This window comes from Bacillus cereus group sp. RP29 (assembly GCF_040459765.1).
Classification (GTDB): Bacteria; Bacillota; Bacilli; order Bacillales; family Bacillaceae_G; genus Bacillus_A; species Bacillus_A paranthracis.
On sequence record NZ_JARVHN010000001.1, the window covers coordinates 439,086 to 463,659 of the forward strand.

The following is a 24,574-nucleotide window of genomic DNA, read 5'->3' on the forward strand; positions in this document are numbered from 1 at the left end:
AAGAACTGTATAAAAGTGTCAAAAATCTTTAGGGAATGGGGAATGTTATAGTGAAAAAGCAAGTCATTTCATCAGCATTAGCGTTAACTGTTATCGCCGGGGGATTTGGAACATTTGGAGCAACGACAACGAAAGCGGAAGAACAAAAAATTCAATACCATCAAGAATTTAAAACGCCTGCATACATAGGTGAAGAATGGAAAGCACCGGAAGGACTAGATAAAAAAGAAACGGTCTTTCAATATTTAGAGAGTAAGAAAGATATGTTCAAATTAGCAGGAAATATTGATAAACACTTTAATGTCGTTGGGGAAGAAAAAGATGCTGAATCCGGTACAACACACGTGAAGCTAGTTGAGAAACATAATAACATTCCTGTGTACGGTTCAGATCAAACAGTTACACTAGATAAAGAGAATAATGTAAAAGCATTCTTCGGACAAGTTATTCCGAATTTAGAGGATAAAAATATTCCTGCATTTGCAAAGATTAGTGCGGAGCAAGCAGAAACAATTGCAAAGGCAGATATTGAAAAAGAAGTTGGTAAAGTAAAGAATTATGACGGTGTGAAAAAAGATTTATATGTGTATGAAAAAGATGGGAATTACTATCTTGCATACTTAGTGAAAGCGTCGATTTCAAAGCCAGCTCCAGGGTATTGGCATTACTTTGTTGATGCAACGAATGGAAATGTGATTGAGAAATATAACGCTGTAGATCACATTACAGGATTTGGTTACGGAGTACTAGGAGCTAGACAATCATTTGAAATTGCTCAAGATGAGAAAACAGGACAATTCAACTTGTTTGATGGTAAACGAGGACAAGGTATCCATACGTTTGATGCAGAAAATATGGATGAAAACTTGTTTAATTTATTCTCACAATGGCTTGGATATACAGGAGAAGAAGTTGAAAGTAAATCTAAGTTCTTCGAAGATAAAGCTGCAGTTGATGCGCATGTAAACGCAGGAAAAGTATATGATTACTACAAAAAGACATTTAATCGTAACTCTTTCGATGATAAAGGCGCGAAGCTTATTTCGACTGTTCACGTTGGAGAAAGCTGGAATAACGCAGCTTGGAATGGTGTACAAATGATGTATGGTGATGGCGATGGAAAAACATTCATTCCATTATCTGCTGGACTAGATGTTATCGGTCACGAATTAACGCATGCTGTAACGGAACATACAGCAAATCTTGTTTATAAAAATGAGTCAGGTGCGTTAAATGAATCGTTATCTGATATTATGGGTGTCATGGTTGAGAAGAAGAGCTGGGATTTAGGTGCTGACATTTATACACCTGGAAAACCTGGTGATGCACTTCGTTCTCTAAAAGATCCAGCGTCTATTCCAAATCCATTAAAACCAGGTGAAGGTTACCCAGATCATTATAATAAACGCTACACTGGAACAGCTGATAACGGCGGCGTTCATATTAACAGTAGTATTAACAATAAAGCTGCATACTTAGTATCTGAAGGCGGGGAGCATTACGGCGTGAAAGTAACAGGAGTAGGCCGTGAAGCGACAGAAAAAATTTATTACCGTGCTCTTACGAAATATTTAACTGCAAACTCTGACTTTAAGATGATGCGCCAAGCAGCACTTCAGTCAGCTGAAGATTTATATGGTAAAAACTCTAAAGCTGTACAAGCTGTAACGAAAGCTTATGATGCAGTAGGCGTAAAATAATAAGAGAAAAAGACCTGACTAGGATGTCAGGTCTTTCTGTATTTAGTCGCGAATACCTAATGCGATTTTCGCCATACGTGACATACGTTCTTTAGACCAGGGCGGATTCCATACGACATTTACTTCTATTTCATTGACTTCAGGTACGTTCGTTGATAATACTTTTTTTACGTCTGATACAATTTGCCCAGCCATTGGACAACCGATAGAAGTCATAGTCATCGTAATGACAGCATTATTATTTTCATCTGCTGTAACGTCATAAACTAATCCAAGATTAATAATATCAACACCGAGTTCAGGGTCAATAACAGCTTCTAAGTTTGCATATAGCTTTTCTTCAAATGCTTGTTGTGACATGTGTAGCACCCCCTACATATTAATGATATCGATTCTCATTATAACGGATATATGTATAAAGTGCAGGAAATGAGCTCAAAAAAATATTCCTCTTGGAAGAGGAATATCTTTGGAATGGCTATTCAGTTTTAAAATGTGATACGAGTTGATCTAATTCTTCAACTGTTTGTTTCATTTGTTTAGCTGTTTGTGTCATCTCATTCATCGTAACGACTTTTTTCTCAGCAGATTGTGCTGTTGCCGCTGTTTCACTAGATACTTCAGTCGAAATAGAAGCGATGTTATTCAGTGAAGCGTTCATTTCTTCAGCACTTGCAGCCATTTCTTCAGCAGTTGCTGAGATGTCTTGCATTTGAGTAGATACTTTGTTTACTTGTTCTACAATTGTTGTGAAGGAATTTCCAGCTTCACGAATGACATGAATGCCTTCAGATGCTTCCGAACGGCCTTGTGACATCATAGAGCTCGCAGTTTCAGTGTCTTGTTGAATTTGATGTAGTAATTGGTTAATATCTGTTGCAGCAGTTTTAGATTGTTCAGCAAGTTTTCTAACTTCGTCAGCTACGACAGCGAAGCCTTTTCCTTGTTCGCCAGCACGAGCTGCTTCGATAGATGCATTTAAAGCAAGTAAGTTTGTTTGTTCCGCGATATTAGAAATAGATTGTACAGCTGTATCAATATACTTCGTGTGGGTGATTAGACGTTCGACCACTTCTGACGTAGCATTTACAGCGTCGTGTATCGTTGTCATTTGTGAAACAGATTTTTGAATAACAGTATTTCCATCGTTAGCTTGTTCAGATGTAGCTACAGCAAGTTCAGTTACAGATGTGGCAGATTCAGCAATGCGCTGAACACTTACTGCCATATCGTCCATTGCAGTTGAGCTTTCTTCCATGCTAGCGGCTTGTGATTGAATACTCTCATTTAAGTTGGACATTGTGCTTTGAACTTTTATCGTTGCCTCGCGTGATATATTCGTCTTTTCTAGCATGTTTTCAGAAGCGTTTTGTACTTCTACAGATGTTTTTTGAACACGATTAATGATATGTTGTAGGTTTTCTAACATTTTATTAAATGATGTTGCGATCGTACCAATTTCATCATTACTGTTTACTTGTAGGCGGGCTGTTAAGTCACCTTCTTGAGATGATAATTCTTTTAGTTTACTATCAATTTGTTGAATTGGTTTTACAAGTTTACCAGAGAACCACCATGCAAGAGTAATAGCTACGATAATGCAAATAATAAGTGATAAGAAGACAACATATTCAATTTGTAGTGAAGATTGATCAATTTTTTTAATAGATTGATCACGTAATTTAGCCTGTTCATTACTGTAATTTGTGAAGTCACCAATTACTTTATATACAGTATTATTTTCTGCATAAGCTACTTGTAGTGCCTCTTCCCACTTTTGTTCTTTTGCAAGAGGGAAAACTTTCTCTTCAATGAATTTTCTCCAAGTGGATCCTGATTCCATTGTATTTTTTACAGATTCAGAAAGGTTAGGATTTGAAAGAAGTTGCTCTTTCTTATCTTCAAGAAGTTTACTCATCGAGTTAAATTTGTCTAATTCGACCTGATCATGTTGTAATAAATAACCTCTTAAAGCAGAGAGCTGTACTTGATAAGCATCTCCGCGCTCTTTTAATTGTGTTGCAAGAGGAGAGATTTCTTTTTGTAATGCTTCAGTTTGACGAGATTGATCCATGGTAAAAAATAAAATAAAATAAAAGCTAAGGCGATGCCAAATAAAGCGCAAATCGTTCCCATCATAAACATTAGTTTTTTTCGAATGCTAATAAAATTCATATGATAAAAAGCCTCCTTTGTGAAATCTTAGTATTAGAATTAATAAATTTAAAAAATTGAAAGAAAGCTTTACTCCAGATGGAACAAAGCTTTCTTCTTTCCTTTAGGAATTATAGCAGACGGAATGGGAGATAGAAAGAAATATTTTAAAGTGAAAAAGAGAGACTGTAAATCTCTCTTTTTAAAACCTTGGAGCTCATAGAAGTATAAATGAAAATTTTGCTTTAAACGTTTGTCTTGAAATGAGAAACGAGAACTTCAAGTTCTTGCACAGTCGTTTTCATTTCAGATGCTTTTTTAGCGACGACACTCATTTTGTTTACTTGGTCACCAGCTGAAGTTGCTGTTTGTGATGTTTCGGCGGCAACCTCATTTGAAATAGAAGCGATGTTATTTAAAGCTGCGTTCATTTCTTCAGAACTTGCGGCCATTTCTTCAGCAGTTGCAGACACCTCCTGCATTTGTGTAGAAACTTTGTTAATGTGGTTAACAATTTCTGAGAATGAAGATCCAGCAGTACGAATGACTGTAATGCCTTCAGAAGCCTCTGATTGACCTTGCGTCATCATTTCATTTGCTATTTTTGTATCTGCTTGAATTTGATGAAGTAAATGGTTAATATCAGTTGCTGCTAGCTGAGATTGTTCAGCAAGTTTTCGAACTTCATCGGCAACAACAGCGAAGCCTTTTCCATGTTCACCAGCACGTGCGGCTTCAATAGAAGCATTTAAAGCGAGTAAATTCGTTTGTTCTGCGATATTAGAAATGGATTGAAGAGCAGTATCAATATGATTTGTATGTGTAATGAGTCGCTCTACTACTTGCGATGTAGCGTTAACAGCTTCGTTAATGGTATGCATTTGTGTAATAGATTTCTCAATGACTTTATTCCCACTATCTGCTTTTTCTGATGTTGTAACAGCTAGGCTAGCAACAGAAGAGGCGGATTCTGCAATACGCTGAACACTCGTTGCCATATCGTCCATTGCAGTTGAACTTTCTTCGATGCTGGAAACTTGTGAACGAATATTATGCTCAAGAGCATTCATAGTCTCTTCAGTCTTGGCGGTATTTTCCATAGAAGCAGTTGTTTCGATAAACACATTTTCAGATGCTTCTTTTACACTTGTTGATGTTTGTTGCACTTGTTTTATTATACGTTGTAAATTAGCGAGCATTTGATTAAAGGAATTGGCGATATCACCGATTTCATCTTTACTCGTTACATGCAATCTAGCAGTTAAATCACCATCTTGCGAAGCTAATTCTTTTAATTTCTCATCAATTTGTCGTATCGGTTTAACGAGCTTACCAGAGAACCACCATGCTAATAAAATAGATGTTATTGTACATGTAATAAGTGAGAAGAAAATAATATATTGAATAAGAGATGAAGAAGATTCTACGTCAGCAATTAATGCGTCACGTTTATCATTTTCTTCATTTGCATATTTCGTAAAACGACTTAAAAGGTCGTTTACGTAATCAGTTTGAGCTAAAGCGATTTTAGATGCTTCGTCCCATTTTCCTTCGCGAGCGAGAGGGAGGACTTCATTATCTATGACGCTTCGCCATTTTCCGCCCATTAAAATGGCTTCTTTCATTCCTTCCGAAAGTTTTTTATCACTGGTTACTTTTTCTCTCGTATCAGCTAGTTTTTTTCCTTCTCGGTTGAATTTATCCAATCCTTTTTGATCATGTGACAGTAAATATTCTTGTAAACCAGCAACTTGTGCTTGGAACCAATCGCCACGTTCTTTTAAAATGGTTGCTCTTTTGGAAACATCATTTTTTAACGTTTCAATTTCGCTCGCTTGGCTCATAGCGAATGAAAGAATAACAATAAGAGCAATGCTAAATAAAGAAGAAATGCTTAAGAGTGTGAACAGTAGTTTTTTTCGAATACTAACATATTTCATCGTTACCCCTGCCTTTTAAAAACTGTTTATTATAATTTATAAATATTTAGAGCAGAATTAATAAAAACATCATTATGAAGTTATTAATCTGTTCAATAAAAATTATAGCAGATAATGGAATATGGCAGATTCATATGAGTAAATGTTCTTAAAATGTATACATTTGCATATCAAAAAATTCATAAATAAAAATAAGAAATGCTATTGTAATTTGAAATAACATCATGTATACTTCTAATTAGTTGATAACGATTATCAGTATCAACTAAAGACATTACTCTTCGTTATGTTGGTCATACCCCTTTTTGACGACGTAAGTCAGAGACGAAATGTTGAAATATCTTGTGTCCTATTCTACAGAATTATGGTAATCTCCAACCTCAACTTATATGCGTGAGCATGCAAAAAGGATCCTATCCGTGAAGGGATCCTTTTTTGCATGATGTCGCAATTAATGTATAGAGACCCGGTACACGCTCTTCCATTCCTTCCGGTGCAGTAGAAGGGAAGACCCATCTTTGATGAGGCCCGTGTTCTTCAACTAGTTTTTCAATTTTAAAATGTTCTTCTGCAAGTGTTGTAACAATTTCTCCTAGCGTCCAGCGGCGGATGGTTGTTTTAGGTAACGATTCTTTCTGCGCTTCTGTAAGAAGGATGCTATAAGCAACATCCTCTTCAATTAATTCTTTATCAAAATAATTTCCATTGGCCTGAAATGATGGGTGGTCGACTCCTAATAATTTAGTATAAACAGGGTGATAGTCACGAAGGATCAGCATTCCATCTTCTTTAAGTAAAGTAGCAATTTTTTGAAAGAGCGGTTTTAAATCTAAAAAATAATGGAGTACACCGAGTTCCAGCAATACGATATCAAATGATTCGGAGAGCTGCACATGTAATACATCAGAAACGACATATTCGATAGAGACACCGGCTGCGTCCGCAAGTTCATTTGCATATTTTGCATTACTTGCTGAAATATCAACAACTGTTACGTCAGCTCCTAAAAGAGCGAGAGCAACAGCTTTATTTCCTTTTGACCCGAGTAAATTAATAATACGTTTTCCTTTCGGAGATTGTATGTAAGGTAAATAGTGATCTACCTCACGCATAGGGTCTTCTATGATTTTTTTCGCATAATCAGCTGGTGCCCCGTGACGATTCGTCCAAGCTTCATAAGCAGCTGCATTCCAGCTTTTTTCATTACGTGTGCTTAGTTGTTTTTGATTCAATTATATCACTCCTTTTGTGAACGTATAGGTATTCGGCAGGGGGATGGAATTTCCTTTTCTTTCTAGATAAAAGTTTGATTTTTCTGTAATTAAGTCGTACAATACTTGTTATACGTAAAAGCGTTGAAAAGGAAAAGTAGGATGAACACATTCTTTCCAGAGAGCTTCGGTAGCTGAGAAGAAGCAAGAATATTCATTTGAACAATGGCCTTTGAGCTTCGTCCTGAACTTATCAAATGATAATAGTAGGCGGCGACGAGAGTTGGTACTCGTTATCAAAACCACAGTATAAGAGCATATAGCTCCGTACTTGTTAAGGCTAATTATGTGAGTAATTGGCGAAATAAGGTGGTACCGCGACTGTTTATACAGCCCCGCCCTTATCTTTTTTTAGATAAGGGCGGGGCTTTTTATATTTTAAAGGAGGAATGTAAGATGAGTATTTTTATTGGAGGCGCTTGGCCGTATGCAAATGGTTCGTTACATCTTGGACATATTGCGAGTTTGTTACCTGGAGATATTTTAGCACGTTATTATCGGGCAAAAGGTGAGAATGTTTTGTATGTTTCGGGAAGTGATTGTAATGGAACACCAATTGCAATTCGGGCAAAACAAGAAGGTGTGACGGCGAAGGAAATTGCTGATCAGTATCATGAAGAGTTTCAGCGATGTTTCCGTAGCCTTGGTTTTACGTATGATTGCTATACACGTACAGATAGTGAGCACCATCATGAAACGGTTCAAAATGTTTTTTTACGTTTATTAGAAGAGGGACATATTTATAAAAAAACAGTGGAACAAGCATATTGCGAAACGTGTACACAATTTTTACCTGATCGTTATGTGGAAGGGATATGTCCGCATTGCCATGAAGCAGCAAGAGGAGATCAATGCGATGCGTGTTCAGCTATTTTAGATCCACTCGATTTGTTAGAAAAGAAATGTAAGTTATGTGGTAGTACACCATCCGTACAGGAAACAGAGCATTTCTATTTTGCATTGCATACATTTCAGGAGCAAATCAAAACGGCTGTAGAAAACGCCAAACAAACAGGAACATGGCGCGACAATGCGATTCAACTAACAGAGAGATATGTAAAGGAAGGATTACTAGATAGGGCTGTATCACGTGATTTACCAATTGGGGTACCAATTCCAGTAGAAGGGTATGAAGATAAGAAAATTTACGTATGGATTGAAGCAGTGACAGGCTATTATTCAGCGAGTAAACATTGGGCTGAAAAAACAGGGGAAGATGATCAAGAGTTTTGGGATAGCGAAGCGAAAACATATTATGTACACGGAAAGGATAATATTCCGTTTCATTCCGTCATTTGGCCAGCGGTATTGCTTGGAATAGGAGAAGGGGCAATTCCTCGTCATATCGTTTCAAATGAATATTTAACAGTGGAAAAAAGAAAATTATCTACAAGTAAAAACTGGGCGGTATGGGTGCCTGACATATTAGAACGCTATGATCCAGATTCTATTCGTTACTTTTTAACCGTCAACGCACCAGAAAATCGTGATACTGACTTTTCATGGCGGGAATTTATTTACAGTCATAATAGTGAATTGTTAGGGGCATACGGAAACTTTGTAAACCGGACATTAAAATTTATTGAAAAATATTATGGTGGTATCGTGCCGAAGGGAAGTATTGATGTAGAGCTGAAAGATAAAGTAGAAGGATTATATAAACATGTAGGAGAGGCGATTGAGCAAACTAAATTTAAGGTAGCGCTAGAATCAATATTTGATGCAGTACGTTTTGCAAATAAATACTTTGATGAGAGGCAGCCTTGGAAACAAAGGAAGGATGATCCAGTTTTATGCGAAGAAACGATTTATAACTGTGTGTATCTCATCGCTAATTTCGCAAATCTCCTTGAACCGTTTTTACCATTTTCAAGTGAAAGAATTAGAAACACATTATCGATTGTGAACCGAAATTGGGAGCCTCAACATACGTTGCCAAGTAGAATTGATAGCGTGCAACCACTATTTGAACGGATTGATGTGAAACAAATTGAGCGTGAGTTAGAAAAGCTATATGGAGCGGTAAAGTGAGATAGAGAAAAAGACCTTTCAAGTAAATGAAAGGTCTTTTGTTATGCAGTAGGATTCTCTTTCTTATCCTTTAAGAAGAAAAGCATGGCAAGGATTACGAGAATAATAGCTGCAATATCATATGTTATTTTGAATGTGGTATTAAAGTTTAAGTACTCCACCAAAGGGGTTTTGACTGCTCCAGAATATATGCAAATAGGAATGACGAGCACATCGTAAAATTTCTTTTCTTTCATATATCTTATTAGGAAGAAGATACACATAATGGCAAAAAAGGCTACGCTTAAAATAGTCATTTATACCTCCAAATAGATTTGAAATTATACCACATTGTAACTTTATTTCCATTTATAAGCAAGTTAATATTTTTAAGCACTATACACGCGATTACGTTTTTTTTCTTTCCTAGCTGTAAGAAGTTGAGGAGTGAAAATCCCAAGTAATATAACGATAATCCCAATCCACTGCATGAACGTTACGACTTCATGTACAAGTGTAATAGAAGCAATAATGGCTGTTGGTAATTCAGCTGCACCTAGTATTGTACCAAGTCCTGTTCCTACTTTCGGTACGCCAATCGAAAAACAAATGACAGGTACGACAACGCCGAATAATCCGAGGAAGAAAGCATATTTCCATAGGCCAGCTTGCAGGGCACCATCTGTTAAAAAGGTTGGCGGGAAGAATAGGCATACGATAAGCGTAGCGCTTGTTGTCATAAGAAAGCTTTTCGTATAAGGCGGAACTTCTGTAGCAACACGCCCACTGGCGAAAACATAGAATGAAAAAGAGACAGCGGCTAATAGACCAAAGATCATACCTTTCGTGGAAAAGTTTTGTCCGAGACCTTCAAAGACACCGCCTGCAAACAATGTTCCAGCAAATAAAATAATGATAGATATAACTTTCTCACGGCTTGGAAATGTTCGGTTTGCAATTGCTTCAATAACGACACCAATCCATGTGAACTGGAAAAGTAGGACGACAGCGATAGATGCTGGTAGTTCTTCTACAGAAATAGCGTAGAAGATACCGGTCATACTCATCGTTGTGCCAACTGTTAGTAAGGAAAAGAATTGCTTTTTTGTTACTTTATGACGTGAAACGAAAAGAACGAGCAGAAGAAGACCAATCCATCCGAAGACATATTGTCCTCCTAATAGTTGATGTGCTGAAAATCCATTAATGAATCCGAGTTTGAAAATAGTTGAAAGTACGCCGTAGCTACAAGCTCCGAATAAAACGAGTAATGAATACTTAAATTTCTCCATGAAAATCCTCCTTTTACATAATAAAAAACGCCCGCTATCCAAATAAGGATAACGGGCGAACGAAACAGAGTCATATACTCTACAAAATTCCGCCACTCATACGAAGTATGAATTTGGGATATGAAATTGTAGTAGGTTTTTACATTGCTTTTGGGAATACAATAGAACATTTTACACCTTGAGGCGTGTTTTGTATACCATAAGGAAATTGATGTTTATCTAGTATTTGTTTTACAATGTATAACCCAAGACCACTACCTTGTACTAAGCCGTGTTTGTCAGGGTTTGCGCGATAGAATGGCTCAAATAAATGAGCAAGTTTATCCTCATCTATTTGTGAACCTGTATTTAATACTTCTAATGCGTAACCGTTTGGCTTTTCATAAAGCTTTATATATACATGCTGATGGTCAATTGTATAATGAATTGCATTTGAAATAATGTTAAAAATGGCAGTTTGAATAAATTTAGGATCAGCTAAAACTTGTACATCTTGTTTAATGTTAGATTGAACATTTAACTGCTTTACAGATACGAAATAATCTACTTTCTTCATAACATCCTCAATAATATTAGTTAATGAGATAACTTTTAAATCAGGTTTAAATTGAGGGTTTTGTATTTTGGATAATTCCGACATTTTTTCCGTTAATATGTTAATGTCTTGCATCATTTCATAGGAACGTTTTAAATATTTATCTCTATCTTTATAAGCTCCAATTCCGTGAATCATGCCATCTAGTTGTCCCATAACGGCTGCGATTGGTGTTTTTAATTCATGGGAAACCATAGACATAAATTCTTTACGAGATTGTTCTAATTGTTGTTCCTTTTTGAGTTCATTTCTTAAATCTTGATTGCTTGCATGTAAATTCTTCACTATATTTGGTACTTGTGAAGCAGCTACTTGTAAATTAAAATCTGTTTGATCCGTATTTTTGTTGAGTAGCTTTTTATCTGAGAAATCAAGATTCATAATATCTTTTAAAGCATCACTCATATATTGAAAAGGTTTAGCAATTAGTTTTGCATAAATTAAAGATCCGAGCAGAGAGAGTGCAAGCATTGTTGCGCCAATATGTGGAGCTAATTGTTGCAGTACATCTGTTAATTTTGGATTATCTTGTGCATCATTTGCTTTACTTGCTGCATTTTGTTTATGTAAGGCATCATTAGTAGCGACTTGCTTTTCCATTTCTGTAGATGGAGCAGAAGCGCTATTTTCCCCCGAAATATTTTGAGCATGTTCTTTTGCTTTTGCAGTTTGGCTAGGCTGCAAAAGGTGATTGATAGCTGTAGAGAGAGAATTATAATCTATAATAGCAGATTGGAAATTAAACATGTCCCCCTGTGATACAGCTTTATTTTGATTCGTTTTACTTTGATCGTTTTGTTTATCTGAATCCGCTTGTTCTGTAGTATGCGTTCCATTTTCTTTCGCAAAACGTTCTTTATCGTAGTTTGAAGCTAAGAAGTAAATAACTTGATAAAGACAAAGTGATAAAAGAATACAAAATAATAAGGTTTTGATGAAAATATTTTTGGTGATGTTGTCTTTGCTACGATTCGATTTTGTAGCCAATGCCTTTCACCGTTTTAATATAAGGAATTCCTAATTTTTTTCGTAAGTTTTTAATATGTGTATCTATAACTCTTACATCACCATAATGTTCATAGCCCCATACCTTATTCAACAAATCACTTCTTGATAATACTTTTCCTCGATTTTGCAGTAAAGTATAAATAATTTCAAATTCTTTTGTTGTCAATTCAATTTGATTACCATGAACATAAGCGGCGTATGCTGTAGAATTTAACATCAATTCATGGAATTGTAGTATAGTCGCAGCTTCGGCTTCCTTCGTTGCTGCCCTTCTTAATACAGCTTCTACACGTTTAATAAATACGGTGTAATGGAACGGTTTCGTAATATAGTCATCAATACCTAATTCAAATCCTTTAATTTCACTTTCTTCATTATGTAAGCCTGTTAACATAATGATTGGTACATCAGATTGTCCTCGCATAATTTTACAAATACTATAGCCATCTATATCTGGTAACATCACATCAAGGAGGACAAGATCGTATGAATTTTTTTGGAAAAGAAGTATACCTTCTGTTCCAGCACCAACGACATCAACAGTAAAGTTTTGTGCCATTAGAAATTCACGAATTAGTTCTTGTATATCTGGGTTGTCTTCAATCACCAGTATATGCGTCATAGTAACACCTCCTAAATAACGCTTTTTACTGCAATATTCGAATTCATCATTTTTTCGATGACTCAGATTGTTTATACATATAATAAGCCCCCGCCATAAAATAATCATGAAAGTAGCAAGGGGAGTTGTTTAGTGAAACTGAATATTTAAGAATTACAGTAATTCTATTATAGTATGTATTATAAAATTTATAAAATATTATAACTGTATAATTTTAATATCCATGTTTATCAATGTTTGGATGTTACCTAACACAATCTATTCCTATTATATATGTAAATACAGTTGTTTTGCTACTGTAAATGAAGAAATAAAATAAGCCAAGACATAAAATTCTTGGCTACACGTAAATCGCGCTTTGAGGTTATTTTACAGTGACAGTAGCTTGCTGGGGAATACGCTCAAATAACCAGTGTATATCATTGTTATACATACGAATACAACCTAGTGTTGTCCACTTACCAATTGCCTGATTATTGTTCGTACCATGAATCGCATAAGTTGTTCCGTAAGTTCCTGCCATGTTTAGTCCGAGCCAACGGTCACCAAGCGGATTACGTGGATCGCCGCCTTTAATTTTGCCTGTGTAATAAGGACGATTTTTAATTTTATTTACGATTTGGAAAGTACCTTTAGGTGTAGGAGTAGCTGCTTTTCCAGTAGCGACAGTAAAACTCTTTATGAATTTTCCGTTTTGATAATAATCCATTTTATTTAACTGTGTGTTTACAATCAGTTGATCTTTCGTTGTAGCTGCCTCAGCATTTGTGAATGGAATAGTTAAAAATCCTAATGATAATAGTGCGCCTAATAATAGTTTTTTCATTATATTCTCCTTTTTACTATTGTAATAGTCTTACATACAATGAATTTGCAATCCTCGTAATACTTTATTTACATTTTCATCTAATGTTTCAAAGAAAGTAGTAATTTTGGCATTGTGTTTGTTGTTTTTATCAATAAGTAATCTTTCATTTAATAAAAGTTCGCCATGTAGTCCAAAACTTTGAACTTGAATATTTAATTCATCTTCCGTTTCAGAAATAATTGGTAAGAAGTAGTGAAAAGCTTTCGTTGGAATGATGTAGCTTTTGCCAATCATGCTTTCTTGATTTGAATTAATCCATTTTTTCGTAACAATCTTAATGTTCTTTTTTGAAACGATAAAAGACAGTGTTGTAGACTTTGTTAAACTTACGTCAAATTCATTTGTTTCACATATGTGTAAATTAAAAACGGTTTCATTTTGGTGAGATTCAACATTTGTATTAATAAAATCGTGCATCTTATAAGCTTCCATTTCGTATTCACCCTTTTTTCAATTTCGAAAAGCGATTAATATTTATTCAAATTAATGTTTAGTCATATATTAGTTAAATTTTTAAACAAATTCCGATATAATCTTACAATACGTATATGAAGCTAATATGAAGTTCGTATGAGTTTGTAGTGGTTTTTTATTAAGAACAAAATATAACGATTTTTAAGTGTTAAAAAATGCATATTAAGGCCTTGGTTTCTCACGTTATATACTTGTTAAGTTGTCTGAAAATGAAAGTAAATAAAGAACGTAAAAGTTTAGTGAGAGCCTTACAAAAATGTAATAAAAATGTAAGCTATTGTGATAGTTATTTCGACAATTTTTTTATACAATATTAGTAAGAAGTTGCACGTGATCGAAAGGAGAGATGACATGGAATGGATTCATGAATTATTTCAGCAATACGGGTACTATGTTGTACTTGTTGGTTTGCTGTTAGAATATATTGCACTTCCGTTTCCGGGAGAGCCAACGTTAGCATATGCGGGATTTTTAGCACATAAGGGTGATTTAAGTTTACCGATTTTAATTATCCTATCCTTCATTGGGACAAGTGTAGGAATGACGATCCAATACTTTTTAGGAAATAAATTAGGAATGCCCTTTGTTCAAAAGTATGGGAAATACGTATTTTTAACACAAAGAAAAATCGACTTAACAAGAATGTGGTTTGATAAGTATGGATACTTCTTGATTTTTATCGGTTTCTTTATTCCTGGTGTACGTCACTTTACAGGATACTTTGCGGGAATTATTAACTTACCGTTCCGCCGTTTTGCAATTACAATTTACTCAGGTGCTCTATTTTGGGTATCATTCTTCTTAATCGGTGGTTACTGGCTAGGTGGCAATTTACATGATATTTTTGGAGCGCTAGAAGGTCATATCGGTAAAATTATTTTTGGAGTGATTGCGATTGTAGCAATTACGTTAGGAGTTCGTTTCCGTAAACAGTTAAAACGAGCATTATTACAAAACGCAAGTTAATATGGAATCCATTCTATGTCAGAATTTAGGAAGGCAGTGCAGATGCACTGCCTTTTTTATTTTAATAAGTTTTTGTTTACCTGTTTAAAAATTTATAGATTATCTTGTCAATTATTAACGTCAAAATGACAATTATAATTGACAATAATAAGGATATTATTTACAATTTTATTTAAATAAATGAAAAAGAGGGAAGACATGAAGCTTCAAAATCGAGTGAGGGAATTGCGAGCAAAGCATCGTTTATCACAAGGGGATTTGGGGAAAGCGATTGGATCATCGCGGCAAACGATTAGTTTAATTGAGCGCGGGGATTATGCACCATCTATCGTATTGTCGTTAAAAATCGCACAAATTTTCAATGTACCGGTGGAGGAAATATTTACGTTAGTGGAGGGGGAAGATGATGGTGAAGGGTAAAGTAAAGGGGAAAATGTTGGCTATACTGAAGCTGTTAGCAGGAGTGATATGTGGCGGGTTCATAGGGTATGTAGTAGGGGATAGTGCAACAGAGGGAACTAGTAAAATATCCCCTGTTATTAGCATTGGCATGATGAGTTTATTTGGCGTAATAGCTATATATTATATTTGGAAGCGTACAAGAGTACTCGCACAAACGAAAGATGAAGAAGAAAATGTTAAGGGACGAAGGTTAGGGATAGTGCTTATTTATTTTCGAGTAATGGAAATTATTATTCCATCATGGTTTGTTTGCTCAGTTATTGCGTTTTATAGAACGTATACAAAAGAAGGGAGCTTGCTCTTTGTTAGTGTAAGTATTGTGGTATCTACAGTGTGCTTTATTACTATAACTTGGTTAGGGTCTGTAATGAGGAAAAGGTATAACGCTTTATATCCAGAACAGAGTGTTACGTATTCTCAGTCAATGGAAATGTGGGCAAAGAATGCAGATGAAGGACAAAAACAAATTGTTCATGAGGCGGGATATAAGGCATATCAATATACAAATATGACACTTGCCTGTGCATGGTTAGTGGCAATTGCTTATGTACTTTTAGATGGGAAAGATTATTTTATGGTCATTATGATTTCGTTCGTTTGGGTTTTACATGTTGGAACATATATGTACGAAATGCATAGAAAAATGATTTATTAAGGGGAGAAAAAGGTGGATATTTTAAGAAGGCCAGCTGGTACTATGACGGCGGCGTTAGTTTTGTCCATTTTATACGGAGTAATCCGAACTGGGAAATTAGAAGTAATTTTGAACCTATGGGAAATAGTTGGAATTTCATTGTTAGTATTAGCCATTCATGAGCTAGGGCATGTAGTATTCGGTGTAATAGGTGGTTTGAATTTTAAATTTATGACAGTAGGACCCATTACTGTTCAAAAAGAGAAGGGGAAAGTACGCATTCGAGAAAATAAATTATGGGCGTACTTTGGAGGCGTTGCAACACTAGTACCGCCTTCTATAGAGACACCGAACCTTTCGAAAAAGTGGGCATGGCTTACTTTAGGTGGACCGATTACGAGTTTATTATTTGGTATTACTTCAGGTTACATATATATGGTGAGTTATTATCAATATCTTTTATATTTTTCCTTTTTCCATTTTGCAATCTTTGCAGTTACAATTGTGCCGATAAAAGGAACGCTTATGAGTGATGGGATGCAATTTCTTATTTTAATTAAAGATGATGAAAGAGCTAGAAATCATTTATATGAGATTCAAATATCGAGTGAGTTATTTAGTTATAAAAGACCGAGAGATTGGGATGAAAGATTGGTAGAACTGAGTGAGGAAAAAATAAAAGAGAATAAAGGGATAAGAGAGATAATGAGTAGACTTATGCTCGTCTTTTTGGCTCGTGCGGATCAAGAGGGAATGGAAAGAGCTGTACCGTATATAAAACAAATTGTTCAACTACCTGTAACGAAAGAAAATAAGTTTTTCGTTAGTAGTTTTCATAGTTGGTACCTTTTATATAAAGCCCTTTATCAGATTCATAGTCTTTCTTTGCAAGAAGCAAAGGAACATGCAAAAGCTATCACCAAAATGGATTTAAACGGATATTACCGTACACAAGGAATTATTAAATATTTAGAGGGCGATATGGAAGCTTCCAACGTTTATATGAGGAAAGCGGATAAAGAATTGAAGAGCGCCGAGAAGAGTGAAATGGGATATTTACAATTAGAGAGAGAATGGTTTGAGCAGCTGAAAGAGAGGGTATCTTACGATGGGTGAGGTATCCTCTTTTTTCTATGTCGTCTTATGCCGTTCCATAAAAAGTGTGGGGCGAGTAAAATAAGATAAGAAGAGCAAAGCTTGGAGGAATTCTAGATGGAAATTTTAACGATTATTTTAATCGTCTTGCTCATTTATGTTGTTTTTAAAGTGGCATATGTAGCATTAAAAATACTCGCGATCTTATTAATTATCTTTTTAATCGTAGAGTTCGGCAGTAAATTGCTTGGGGGATAGGGTATGTTGAGCGTCTTTAGTGTCGAAAGATGTCGGTAAGTCGATATCCTGTGTCGAATCGTCGATATAATGAAAAAATCGCTGATATAAGTGGAGAAATCGTCGATATATTTGAAAAATCGCTGATATAATCTGGTTGGTACTGGATGGGGTATATGGAAAAGAAGTTGCCGTGAGGGTAACTTCTTTTTATTGTAGTGGCGGGGTATAGAGTATAAATAGATTGCCGAAAATTGTCGGTAAGTCGATATCCTGTGTCGAACCGTCGATATAATGAAAAAATCGCTGATATAAGTGGAGAAATCGTCGATATATTTGAAAAATCGCTGATATAATCTGGTAAATACCAATCAGGGTCTGCAAACCAACATAAAAAAAGCTGGAAGAATCTCTTCCAGCTTACGAGTTACTTTCAATTTGGCGACCGTTTTCTTCTTCGTTGTCTTGTAATAGGTTGAATACATCTGCTAGACAGAAGGCAATGAACCAAGTCCATAGACCGTGGAAGAAAGCTGAGCTTAATTGAAGTGGTAATGTATAGTTAGTCATTGAGTAGGAAATACATCCGCCGACAATTCCGATCATTGTTAATAACATTGTTTTTTGCGCATTTTCTTCTGGATTAAAGAGGAAGAAAATGTATCCACCTAAAATTGAAGCGCTTACAAGTGTTTCGATTCCATTAAAAATGATATTCTCTCCAAGCTGAGTGTTTGTCCAGAAGCAGATTGTTCCGCCGATAATAGCAAACAGGACAGCTATTGTATATCGTATATATTGATTCATATGTTCATCTCCTTATGTAATAAGATGATTTGGAAGTCAAAAAGGTAGGTATAGTATATTGAAGTGAGTTTTAATTGTACGTATCTTTTTATAAAAAGATCATTGAAGAGTAACTAAGATGATCGGTTATTTAAACCGTTACGTGTATGGTGTCTGAAATATACCTGACTGCTCGTTTCTTTTTGTTTGTAAAATATGAGAAACTTCCAAGTCTATATACTCTTTTTTTGTGAGTCTGTTTTCATTATAACATATTTAGAGACATAATAATAGAATTATCTGATTTTGTAATAAGTGTAAAAAATAAAAAACGCAAGGAAATACCATTAACGGTGCGGTTTAGTAGAAGAAGGAGTTTCATTTATTTTGATGAAATATGTAATCAAGGTGAGATCTAAGAAGGCTTAAATACGATAAAAAGTGTTTTATGGCATGCATGTAATGTAAGGGAGGAGAGTTAACTTGGAGTTCACAACAGAAAGATTAATAATTAGACCTTTTAAAAGTACTGATTTACAGGATGTATTTGCTATTTATAATAGTGAGGATACATGTAAGTTCCTATTACATAATAAGTGGACTCATGAAGACATGCAGGAAAGATTTAATAAGAAGCTAGCAAACAATGCACTTACTAAAGACTCAATATTAAGTTTGGCGGTTATATACAAAACTAAGGTAGTTGGTGATTTATCCGTATGGTACACAAATATGAGAGACACTGTTGAGATTGGTTATAGTTTTTCAAATGAAGTAGCTGGGAGAGGTTTGGCAACAGAAGCAGTAAGTCGTTTGGTATTTAAATTATTTCATGAATGTAATGTACACCGTATACAAGCTAATCTTGATGCACGAAATACAGCTTCACAAAAATTGTGTGAACGAATAGGCATGAGAAAGGAAGCACATTTCATACAAGATTTCTGGAATAAAGATGAATGGACAGACAGTATTGTATATGGAATGCTATCCTCCGATTTGTAGTAATAAACGTAGTGATTGTATTATGCTAAAAGGTGCGTGAGTTGAATAACAAAGGGCATCACATATAATATGTGATGCCCTTTCATGTATTGACCTTTTTTATATGCGTTTGAAACGGCCGACAATTTCAACTGTTTCAGTAATGTTCATAAATGCTTTATTATCCACTTGACGGATAATGCGTTTCATTTCGCCTAACTCATAGCGAGTCACGACAGTGTAAATCATTTTTTTCTTATGGTTTGTATAGCCGCCGACAGCATCTACCATTGTCACGCCACGTATGCCGTGATGTAGTAGGGCGCTTTTTATTTCCTCGCCTTTTTCTGTAATTGTCATTATCGTTAATTTAATATGTTTCGTATGCACAGCATCGATCACTTTGCTGACTACAAATCGACTAATTAACGTATAAAGTGTAATATCCCATCCGAAAATAAATCCTGCTACAACAAGTAAGATTAAGTTGAATACAAATATGATTGCTCCAATTGAAACATCTCGATATTTCGCTACAATCAATCCAACAACATCAAAACCACCTGTTGAAGAAGCAAATCGGAATATGATTCCTGAGGCTGCTCCGCAGATTACACCGCCGAATACAGAAGATAGTAAAATATCGTCTGAAACTTGGTGTACAGGGATAATGTTCATCGCTAACGATGATACAGCTACAAAGTACGCTGTTAAAAAGGTTGTCTTCTTGCCTAAGTAAAAGTGACTTAAAATAAGAAGAGGAATGTTTAGTAAAAAGATAAGTGCACCGATATTGTAGTGCATTAAATAACCGATAATCATCCCTACTCCAGCGAATCCACCGCTAATCATGTTATGCGGGATAAAGAACATATTCATAGAAATTGCATACAAAATAGAAGCTACGAAAATAACAACCAACTGTATGATAAATTCTAAGTGAAATGTTTTAGCTGCTGGGAAGGATAAAAAGGCGGTGTCGGGAACGTAATCGGCGTCTCCTAGTTGACCCATAGTATGTTTCATCTCCATATTCATTTTTGATTACAAGAAGAGAATAAAGGTTTTTTCAAAAACTGGCAATAGTTTTATTATAATGCAAAAATTTTATAAATTTCTAATAAATCAAGCCTATTCATTGATGTGTGTGAATATACTAAAGAAAGCGAATACAATGTTTCTTAATTATTATTTTCTTGAGAAAATATGCAAAATACTTTTTTTGACGATAAAAGGAAATAGAGAATGTTTGCCGAATGTGCTAAAATGACCTTATTAAGGATGTGAAGCGATGGAATTTTTATTGCAGGATGCAATTCTATATATATCGTTTGTAACGACAGCACTTTGTTTGTTAGAAGTTTTCTTCCTTGCTAACGTTTCTCGCTTTGTGCGTCAGCAAGCATCGAGCGGTAGACAAAGAGCATTTGCGTTAGTTGATACATGTGAAGATAGTGCGGGGAATGTACCGCTATTTTCTATTTTTTATAAATATGGAATGATTCGTTCTGTACGCAGACAAGAATCAAGTGAAGAGAATGACGAGGTCGGTCCGTATACACCAATGTTTCGCTAAATAATTACGAAACATTGGAGGAATGAACATGTTAAAATCATACCGAGCTGTGCTCGTTAGTTTATCATTATTACTTGTTTTTGTTTTATCTGGTTGCAGTAATGCAGCTCCAATTGATGCACATAGTACGGGAATTTGGGATCATTATTTTGTCTATCCAATCTCGTTTATGATTCAATTTGTTGCTCATCATATACCGGGAGCTAGCTTCGGGATTGCTATCATTATTATGACGCTCGTTATTCGTTCAGCGATGATTCCATTAGCTGTTTCGCAATATCGTAGCCAAGCGAAAATGAAGAAAATGCAACCTGAATTGCAGAAGCTAAAGAAGAAATACGGTGATGTAAGTAAAGATCTTGAAAAACAAAAACAGTATCAAAAAGAAATGTCAGAACTAATGAAATCAGGCGGTTGGAATCCACTTGCTGGTTGCTGGCCTCTATTAATACAAATGCCGATTTTTTCTGCTTTGTATTATGCGATTAGCCGAACAGAAGAGATTCGCACATCTTCGTTTTTATGGGTGAACTTAGGACATGCAGATCCTTATCATATATTACCGATTATTGCAGCGTTAACGACATTTATTCAGATGAAAGTTTTCCAATCTAATATTACACCTGGAGAACAAGTACAGATGCTAAAAATGCAGCAAATTATGATGCCCGCAATGATTTTATTTATGGGATTTGCGGCACCATCAGGACTTGTGTTGTACTGGATAACAGGTAACTTATTTACAATGACACAAACAATCGTATTAAGAAAAATAATGGAACGTGAAGAATTACAATTACAAAAAGCTTAGAAAAACACCGCTCGGGATGAGCGGTGTTTTTTTTGTTAAGTCGTTAAGGAAATGTTAAGAAACCAACATTACTATAGGCGTTGTATACGAAAGTGTACATGCATTAGAAATATGAAGGAGGAAATTTCCTATGAAGAAGAAAACAGTTGGGTATTTAGCGATTGCAGGTGCTTTATCATTCGGAATCATTGGGGGAGTCGGCATCCCGGCATTCGCGGCAACGAATACTCCAGCAGTGGATCAGTCTGCAAAAACGGCGAAAAAAGATTTAGATGACGCTACAAAACAAAAAGTAAAAACGATTATGAATGATACAAAGAAACAGTTGGAGGAGTTAGGTGTAAAGCTTCCAGAGAAAGAAAAACGTAAAGAAATGTTTGCGGGATTAGATGATCAAACGAAAGAAAAAGCGAAATCAATTTTAGAGCAAGAAAAGTCTGGAAAATTAACAAGAGAACAAGCAAAAGAAGAATTGACAAAACTAGGAGTGAAGTTGCCGGAAAAGGGTAAACAGAAAGAAATGTTTGCGGGATTAGATGATCAAACGAAAGAAAAAGCGAAATCAATTTTAGAGCAAGAGAAATCCGGAAAATTAACACGTGAACAAGCGCAAGAAGAATTAACGAAATTAGGCGTGAAAATGCCGGAGAAGGGTAAGCGTAAAGATATGCTTGCTAACTTAGATGAACAGGCGAAAGAAAAAGTGAAGTCAATTTTTGAACAAGTTAAGTCCGGCAAATTAACGCATGAGCAAGCAAAAGAAGAATTAACGAAGTTAGGTGTGAAACTCCCAGAGAAAGAGAAGCATGAAGAAATGTTTGTGGGATTAGATGAGGCAACAAAAACAAAGGCAAAAGAGATTTTAGACAATGAAAAGAAACAATTAGAGGCATTGAATGTTGATTTACCGCACCATAAGTTTTTTATGAAAAAAGATGAGAAATAATTGAATGAATTCGTATCTTTCGTGTGGGCAACCGGAAGGTACGTGCGAGGACCGATTTCTGTCAGCAGAAATCGGTCCCTTTTAATGATTTAATAAAATTTTTTTCATAGTTAGTATGTATCCAAAGACGCAGTAGAAGATTGCAAAACCGATAAATACTTCTGTATATTGATATTTACCTAATACATAGAAGGAAACAGCTGGTATAATAGCTACCGCTAAAATGCTATAACCAGGATACTTGTACCGATGCATGATAGCGAATAGAACAGAAAGAAATGTAGCGATGATACAAAAAACAGCAATCATTATTGGTGCACCTCCTATATGAATTATACCGTTTTTAGGGAATTAGAGAAGTGTCGTAAATTCTGTTATAATATAAGAAGAGAAAAATTTCGTATGTTATATAAAAAATATATTGATTTTTTCTAACAATTCAATATAATGAACAATAACTACAAAATTCGACATCAAGAAGTGATGATGAGGACACGATCAATTTTTTACGATTCTCAGAGAGGGAAGCCTTTGGCTGTGAGCTTCCTAATACGAAAAAATAGATTACCACCTCTGAACTGCAGCAGTGAACGAACATTTAGTAATTGCTTGCCGGCAAAAACCGTTATTTTAGACTTGAGAAATTGGTGAAGTGTGTTACTTTGCGAATTGAAACAAGGGTGGAACCACGAATATAACACTCGTCCCTTTTTTAGGGAGGAGTGTTTTTTTATTTCATTTTTGCATCACACTAGAATTGGAAGGAGGATACGAAGCATGCATCATGATGAGAAGAACAAAATTGGTTTAACGGTAGCACTTTCTATCGTAGTAGGAACGATTATTGGGTCTGGTGTGTTTATGAAACCAGGGAGCGTATTAGATTACTCGGGGAGTTCTAATATGGCGATTCTTGCTTGGATAATTGGTGGTCTGTTGACGTTAGCAAGCGGTTTAACAGTAGCTGAAATAGGAGCGCAAATCCCGAAAAATGGTGGGTTGTATACGTATTTAGAGGAGATTTATGGAAGTTTTTGGGGATATTTATCAGGCTGGATGCAAACAATTGTTTATGGGCCAGCTATTATTGGAACATTAGGGCTATACTTTAGTTCTTTAATGATTAATTTTTTCTATTTAGATAAAGTATGGAATTTACCAATCGCAATTGGAACAGTTGTGTTCCTTGGCGTTGTAAATAGTATGGGAACAAAATACGGAGGTATCGTTCAAACGATCACGACAATCGGGAAGATGATTCCAATCGTATTAATTGTTGTGTTAGGTTTTTGGAAAGGGAATAGCGATATCTTTAACGTAGTTGTGCCGATATCAGAAAATCAAAGTATCGGGATGGCAATTTTAGCAACGTTATTTGCTTATGACGGTTGGATTTTACTTGCTTCGATTGGTGGAGAAATGAAGAATCCAACAAAGCTATTACCGAAAGCAATGACAGTTGGGATTTTAATTGTAACAGCTGCTTACGTATTAATTAATTTGGCGTTATTGAATGTATTACCAGCAACGCAAATTGTAGAACTTGGAGAAAATGCAACAGCGACAGCTGCAGGAATGCTACTTGGAGAATATGGTGGGAAAATTATTAGTATCGGTATTATCGTTTCTATTTTCGGTTGTTTAAATGGAAAGATTTTAACGTTCCCACGTATCCCGATGTCGATGGCAGAACGTGGACAACTTCCATTTGCTAAGTTTATTGCGAAGGAAAGTCCAAGATTTAAAACACCAGCAAATGCGATTACTGTTGAAATCATTTTAGGAATTATTTTAATGATTATTAGCGATCCGAATAAGCTATCTGAGATTTCCGTATTCATTATTTATATTTTCTACGTAATGACGTTTATCGGTGTCTTCATTTTAAGAAAACGTAATAAAAATAAAGAGCGTGCATACAGTGTACCGTTATTCCCAATCGTACCAATCGTTGCGATTTTCGGCTCGCTCTTTGTAATTGGTAGTGCCATTATCAATGATCCGGTAAGTTGTTTCTTATCAATTGGAATTGTGTTTACGGGGCTGCCGGTATATTGGTATTTAAATAAGAAGAATAAAAATGAAGTGTCATGACTGAAGGGTAGGCGTATAATGCGCCTACCTTTTTTACTGTAAAAAAATT

The 24,574-nt window shown here is 35.4% G+C and carries 25 protein-coding genes and 2 other annotated features; of the genes, 12 read left to right on the forward strand and 13 right to left on the reverse strand.

The window, feature by feature from the left end:
• The first annotated feature begins 50 nt into the window (after positions 1-50).
• Positions 51-1,700: a neutral protease NprB gene (nprB, locus tag QCI47_RS02165; RefSeq protein ID WP_061131781.1), complete on the forward strand. Its 1,650-nt coding sequence runs from the start codon at positions 51-53 to the stop codon at positions 1,698-1,700.
• 42 nt (positions 1,701-1,742) lie between these two features.
• Here the strand turns inward: nprB and QCI47_RS02170 are convergent, their stop codons facing one another.
• From QCI47_RS02170 to QCI47_RS02185, 4 genes are all read right to left on the reverse strand, one after another.
• Positions 1,743-2,060 carry a metal-sulfur cluster assembly factor gene (locus QCI47_RS02170; protein WP_000082521.1) on the reverse strand — a complete coding sequence of 106 codons (318 nt, stop codon included), beginning with the start codon at positions 2,058-2,060 and terminating at the stop codon, positions 1,743-1,745.
• A gap of 118 nt (positions 2,061-2,178) precedes the next feature.
• On the reverse strand, positions 2,179-3,618 hold the full coding sequence (locus tag QCI47_RS02175; RefSeq protein ID WP_483299108.1) for a methyl-accepting chemotaxis protein: 1,440 nt from the start codon (positions 3,616-3,618) through the stop codon (positions 2,179-2,181).
• 481 nt (positions 3,619-4,099) lie between these two features.
• A complete protein-coding gene (locus QCI47_RS02180) occupies positions 4,100-5,794 on the reverse strand; it encodes a methyl-accepting chemotaxis protein (RefSeq protein ID WP_309422174.1) in 1,695 nt (564 codons plus the stop codon).
• A 413-nt stretch (positions 5,795-6,207) separates the two neighbouring features.
• On the reverse strand, positions 6,208-7,026 hold the full coding sequence (locus QCI47_RS02185; RefSeq protein ID WP_309422176.1) for a class I SAM-dependent methyltransferase: 819 nt from the start codon (positions 7,024-7,026) through the stop codon (positions 6,208-6,210).
• A 114-nt stretch (positions 7,027-7,140) separates the two neighbouring features.
• Positions 7,141-7,411: a binding site (T-box leader), on the forward strand.
• A 50-nt stretch (positions 7,412-7,461) separates the two neighbouring features.
• Here QCI47_RS02185 and metG point away from each other — a divergent pair.
• The gene (gene metG, locus QCI47_RS02190; RefSeq protein ID WP_242277737.1) at positions 7,462-9,096 is read left to right on the forward strand and encodes a methionine--tRNA ligase; all 1,635 of its coding nucleotides are present in this window, start codon (positions 7,462-7,464) and stop codon (positions 9,094-9,096) included.
• Between the two features lie 41 nt (positions 9,097-9,137).
• Here the strand turns inward: metG and QCI47_RS02195 are convergent, their stop codons facing one another.
• The 6 genes from QCI47_RS02195 to QCI47_RS02220 form a co-directional block, all read right to left on the reverse strand.
• Positions 9,138-9,392: a hypothetical protein gene (locus QCI47_RS02195; RefSeq protein WP_076873546.1), complete on the reverse strand. Its 255-nt coding sequence runs from the start codon at positions 9,390-9,392 to the stop codon at positions 9,138-9,140.
• Between the two features lie 72 nt (positions 9,393-9,464).
• Positions 9,465-10,367, reverse strand: a complete 903-nt coding sequence (locus tag QCI47_RS02200; RefSeq protein ID WP_000410516.1) for an EamA family transporter — start codon at positions 10,365-10,367, stop codon at positions 9,465-9,467.
• A gap of 139 nt (positions 10,368-10,506) precedes the next feature.
• Positions 10,507-11,949 carry a sensor histidine kinase gene (locus QCI47_RS02205; RefSeq protein WP_242231284.1) on the reverse strand — a complete coding sequence of 481 codons (1,443 nt, stop codon included), beginning with the start codon at positions 11,947-11,949 and terminating at the stop codon, positions 10,507-10,509.
• Positions 11,927-12,592: a response regulator transcription factor gene (locus tag QCI47_RS02210; RefSeq protein WP_000148833.1), complete on the reverse strand. Its 666-nt coding sequence runs from the start codon at positions 12,590-12,592 to the stop codon at positions 11,927-11,929. The genes QCI47_RS02205 and QCI47_RS02210 overlap by 23 nt, the downstream gene beginning before the upstream one ends.
• 364 nt (positions 12,593-12,956) lie before the next feature.
• Positions 12,957-13,418: a L,D-transpeptidase gene (locus QCI47_RS02215; protein ID WP_076873547.1), complete on the reverse strand. Its 462-nt coding sequence runs from the start codon at positions 13,416-13,418 to the stop codon at positions 12,957-12,959.
• 30 nt (positions 13,419-13,448) lie between these two features.
• Positions 13,449-13,892, reverse strand: a complete 444-nt coding sequence (locus QCI47_RS02220; RefSeq protein ID WP_000388752.1) for a DUF3978 domain-containing protein — start codon at positions 13,890-13,892, stop codon at positions 13,449-13,451.
• A 393-nt stretch (positions 13,893-14,285) separates the two neighbouring features.
• Between QCI47_RS02220 and QCI47_RS02225 the strand changes: the two genes are divergently transcribed.
• The 5 genes from QCI47_RS02225 (at position 14,286) to QCI47_RS02245 (ending at position 17,349) form a co-directional block, all read left to right on the forward strand.
• On the forward strand, positions 14,286-14,900 hold the full coding sequence (locus QCI47_RS02225; RefSeq protein ID WP_000454757.1) for a DedA family protein: 615 nt from the start codon (positions 14,286-14,288) through the stop codon (positions 14,898-14,900).
• Between the two features lie 198 nt (positions 14,901-15,098).
• Entirely contained in the window at positions 15,099-15,320 is a 222-nt protein-coding gene (locus tag QCI47_RS02230; RefSeq protein ID WP_000776167.1) for a helix-turn-helix transcriptional regulator, read from the forward strand.
• 13 nt (positions 15,321-15,333) lie between these two features.
• The gene (locus tag QCI47_RS02235; protein WP_429726339.1) at positions 15,334-16,017 is read left to right on the forward strand and encodes a DUF3169 family protein; all 684 of its coding nucleotides are present in this window, start codon (positions 15,334-15,336) and stop codon (positions 16,015-16,017) included.
• A gap of 42 nt (positions 16,018-16,059) precedes the next feature.
• Positions 16,060-17,112, forward strand: coding sequence for a zinc metalloprotease (locus QCI47_RS02240; protein ID WP_309422198.1), 1,053 nt, complete (start codon positions 16,060-16,062; stop codon positions 17,110-17,112).
• A gap of 96 nt (positions 17,113-17,208) precedes the next feature.
• Positions 17,209-17,349: a DUF3985 family protein gene (locus tag QCI47_RS02245; RefSeq protein ID WP_000404784.1), complete on the forward strand. Its 141-nt coding sequence runs from the start codon at positions 17,209-17,211 to the stop codon at positions 17,347-17,349.
• A gap of 399 nt (positions 17,350-17,748) precedes the next feature.
• On the opposite strand, the gene QCI47_RS02250 is transcribed toward QCI47_RS02245, so the two are convergent.
• A complete protein-coding gene (locus tag QCI47_RS02250; RefSeq protein ID WP_001077770.1) occupies positions 17,749-18,135 on the reverse strand; it encodes a DUF3938 domain-containing protein in 387 nt (128 codons plus the stop codon).
• 462 nt (positions 18,136-18,597) lie between these two features.
• Here QCI47_RS02250 and QCI47_RS02255 point away from each other — a divergent pair, with 462 nt between their 5' ends.
• Entirely contained in the window at positions 18,598-19,119 is a 522-nt protein-coding gene (locus QCI47_RS02255; RefSeq protein WP_270691757.1) for a GNAT family N-acetyltransferase, read from the forward strand.
• A 99-nt stretch (positions 19,120-19,218) separates the two neighbouring features.
• Here the strand turns inward: QCI47_RS02255 and QCI47_RS02260 are convergent, their stop codons facing one another.
• Positions 19,219-20,112, reverse strand: coding sequence for a YitT family protein (locus tag QCI47_RS02260; RefSeq protein WP_000530037.1), 894 nt, complete (start codon positions 20,110-20,112; stop codon positions 19,219-19,221).
• Between the two features lie 277 nt (positions 20,113-20,389).
• On the opposite strand from QCI47_RS02260, the gene QCI47_RS02265 reads away from it, so the two are divergent.
• The 3 genes from QCI47_RS02265 to QCI47_RS02275 all read left to right on the forward strand — a co-directional run bounded on the left by QCI47_RS02265 (position 20,390) and on the right by QCI47_RS02275 (position 22,431).
• Complete coding sequence (locus QCI47_RS02265) at positions 20,390-20,674, forward strand: hypothetical protein (protein ID WP_000394930.1); 285 nt, start codon at positions 20,390-20,392, stop codon at positions 20,672-20,674.
• 28 nt (positions 20,675-20,702) lie between these two features.
• The gene (yidC, locus tag QCI47_RS02270; RefSeq protein WP_000920531.1) at positions 20,703-21,485 is read left to right on the forward strand and encodes a membrane protein insertase YidC; all 783 of its coding nucleotides are present in this window, start codon (positions 20,703-20,705) and stop codon (positions 21,483-21,485) included.
• Between the two features lie 130 nt (positions 21,486-21,615).
• Complete coding sequence (locus QCI47_RS02275; protein WP_309422180.1) at positions 21,616-22,431, forward strand: hypothetical protein; 816 nt, start codon at positions 21,616-21,618, stop codon at positions 22,429-22,431.
• A gap of 81 nt (positions 22,432-22,512) precedes the next feature.
• Here the strand turns inward: QCI47_RS02275 and QCI47_RS02280 are convergent, their stop codons facing one another.
• Positions 22,513-22,740: a hypothetical protein gene (locus tag QCI47_RS02280; RefSeq protein ID WP_000562242.1), complete on the reverse strand. Its 228-nt coding sequence runs from the start codon at positions 22,738-22,740 to the stop codon at positions 22,513-22,515.
• A gap of 165 nt (positions 22,741-22,905) precedes the next feature.
• Positions 22,906-23,143 (forward strand) — a binding site (T-box leader).
• 65 nt (positions 23,144-23,208) lie between these two features.
• On the opposite strand from QCI47_RS02280, the gene QCI47_RS02285 reads away from it, so the two are divergent.
• Complete coding sequence (locus QCI47_RS02285; protein ID WP_061131772.1) at positions 23,209-24,525, forward strand: APC family permease; 1,317 nt, start codon at positions 23,209-23,211, stop codon at positions 24,523-24,525.
• Positions 24,526-24,574: the final 49 nt, after the last annotated feature.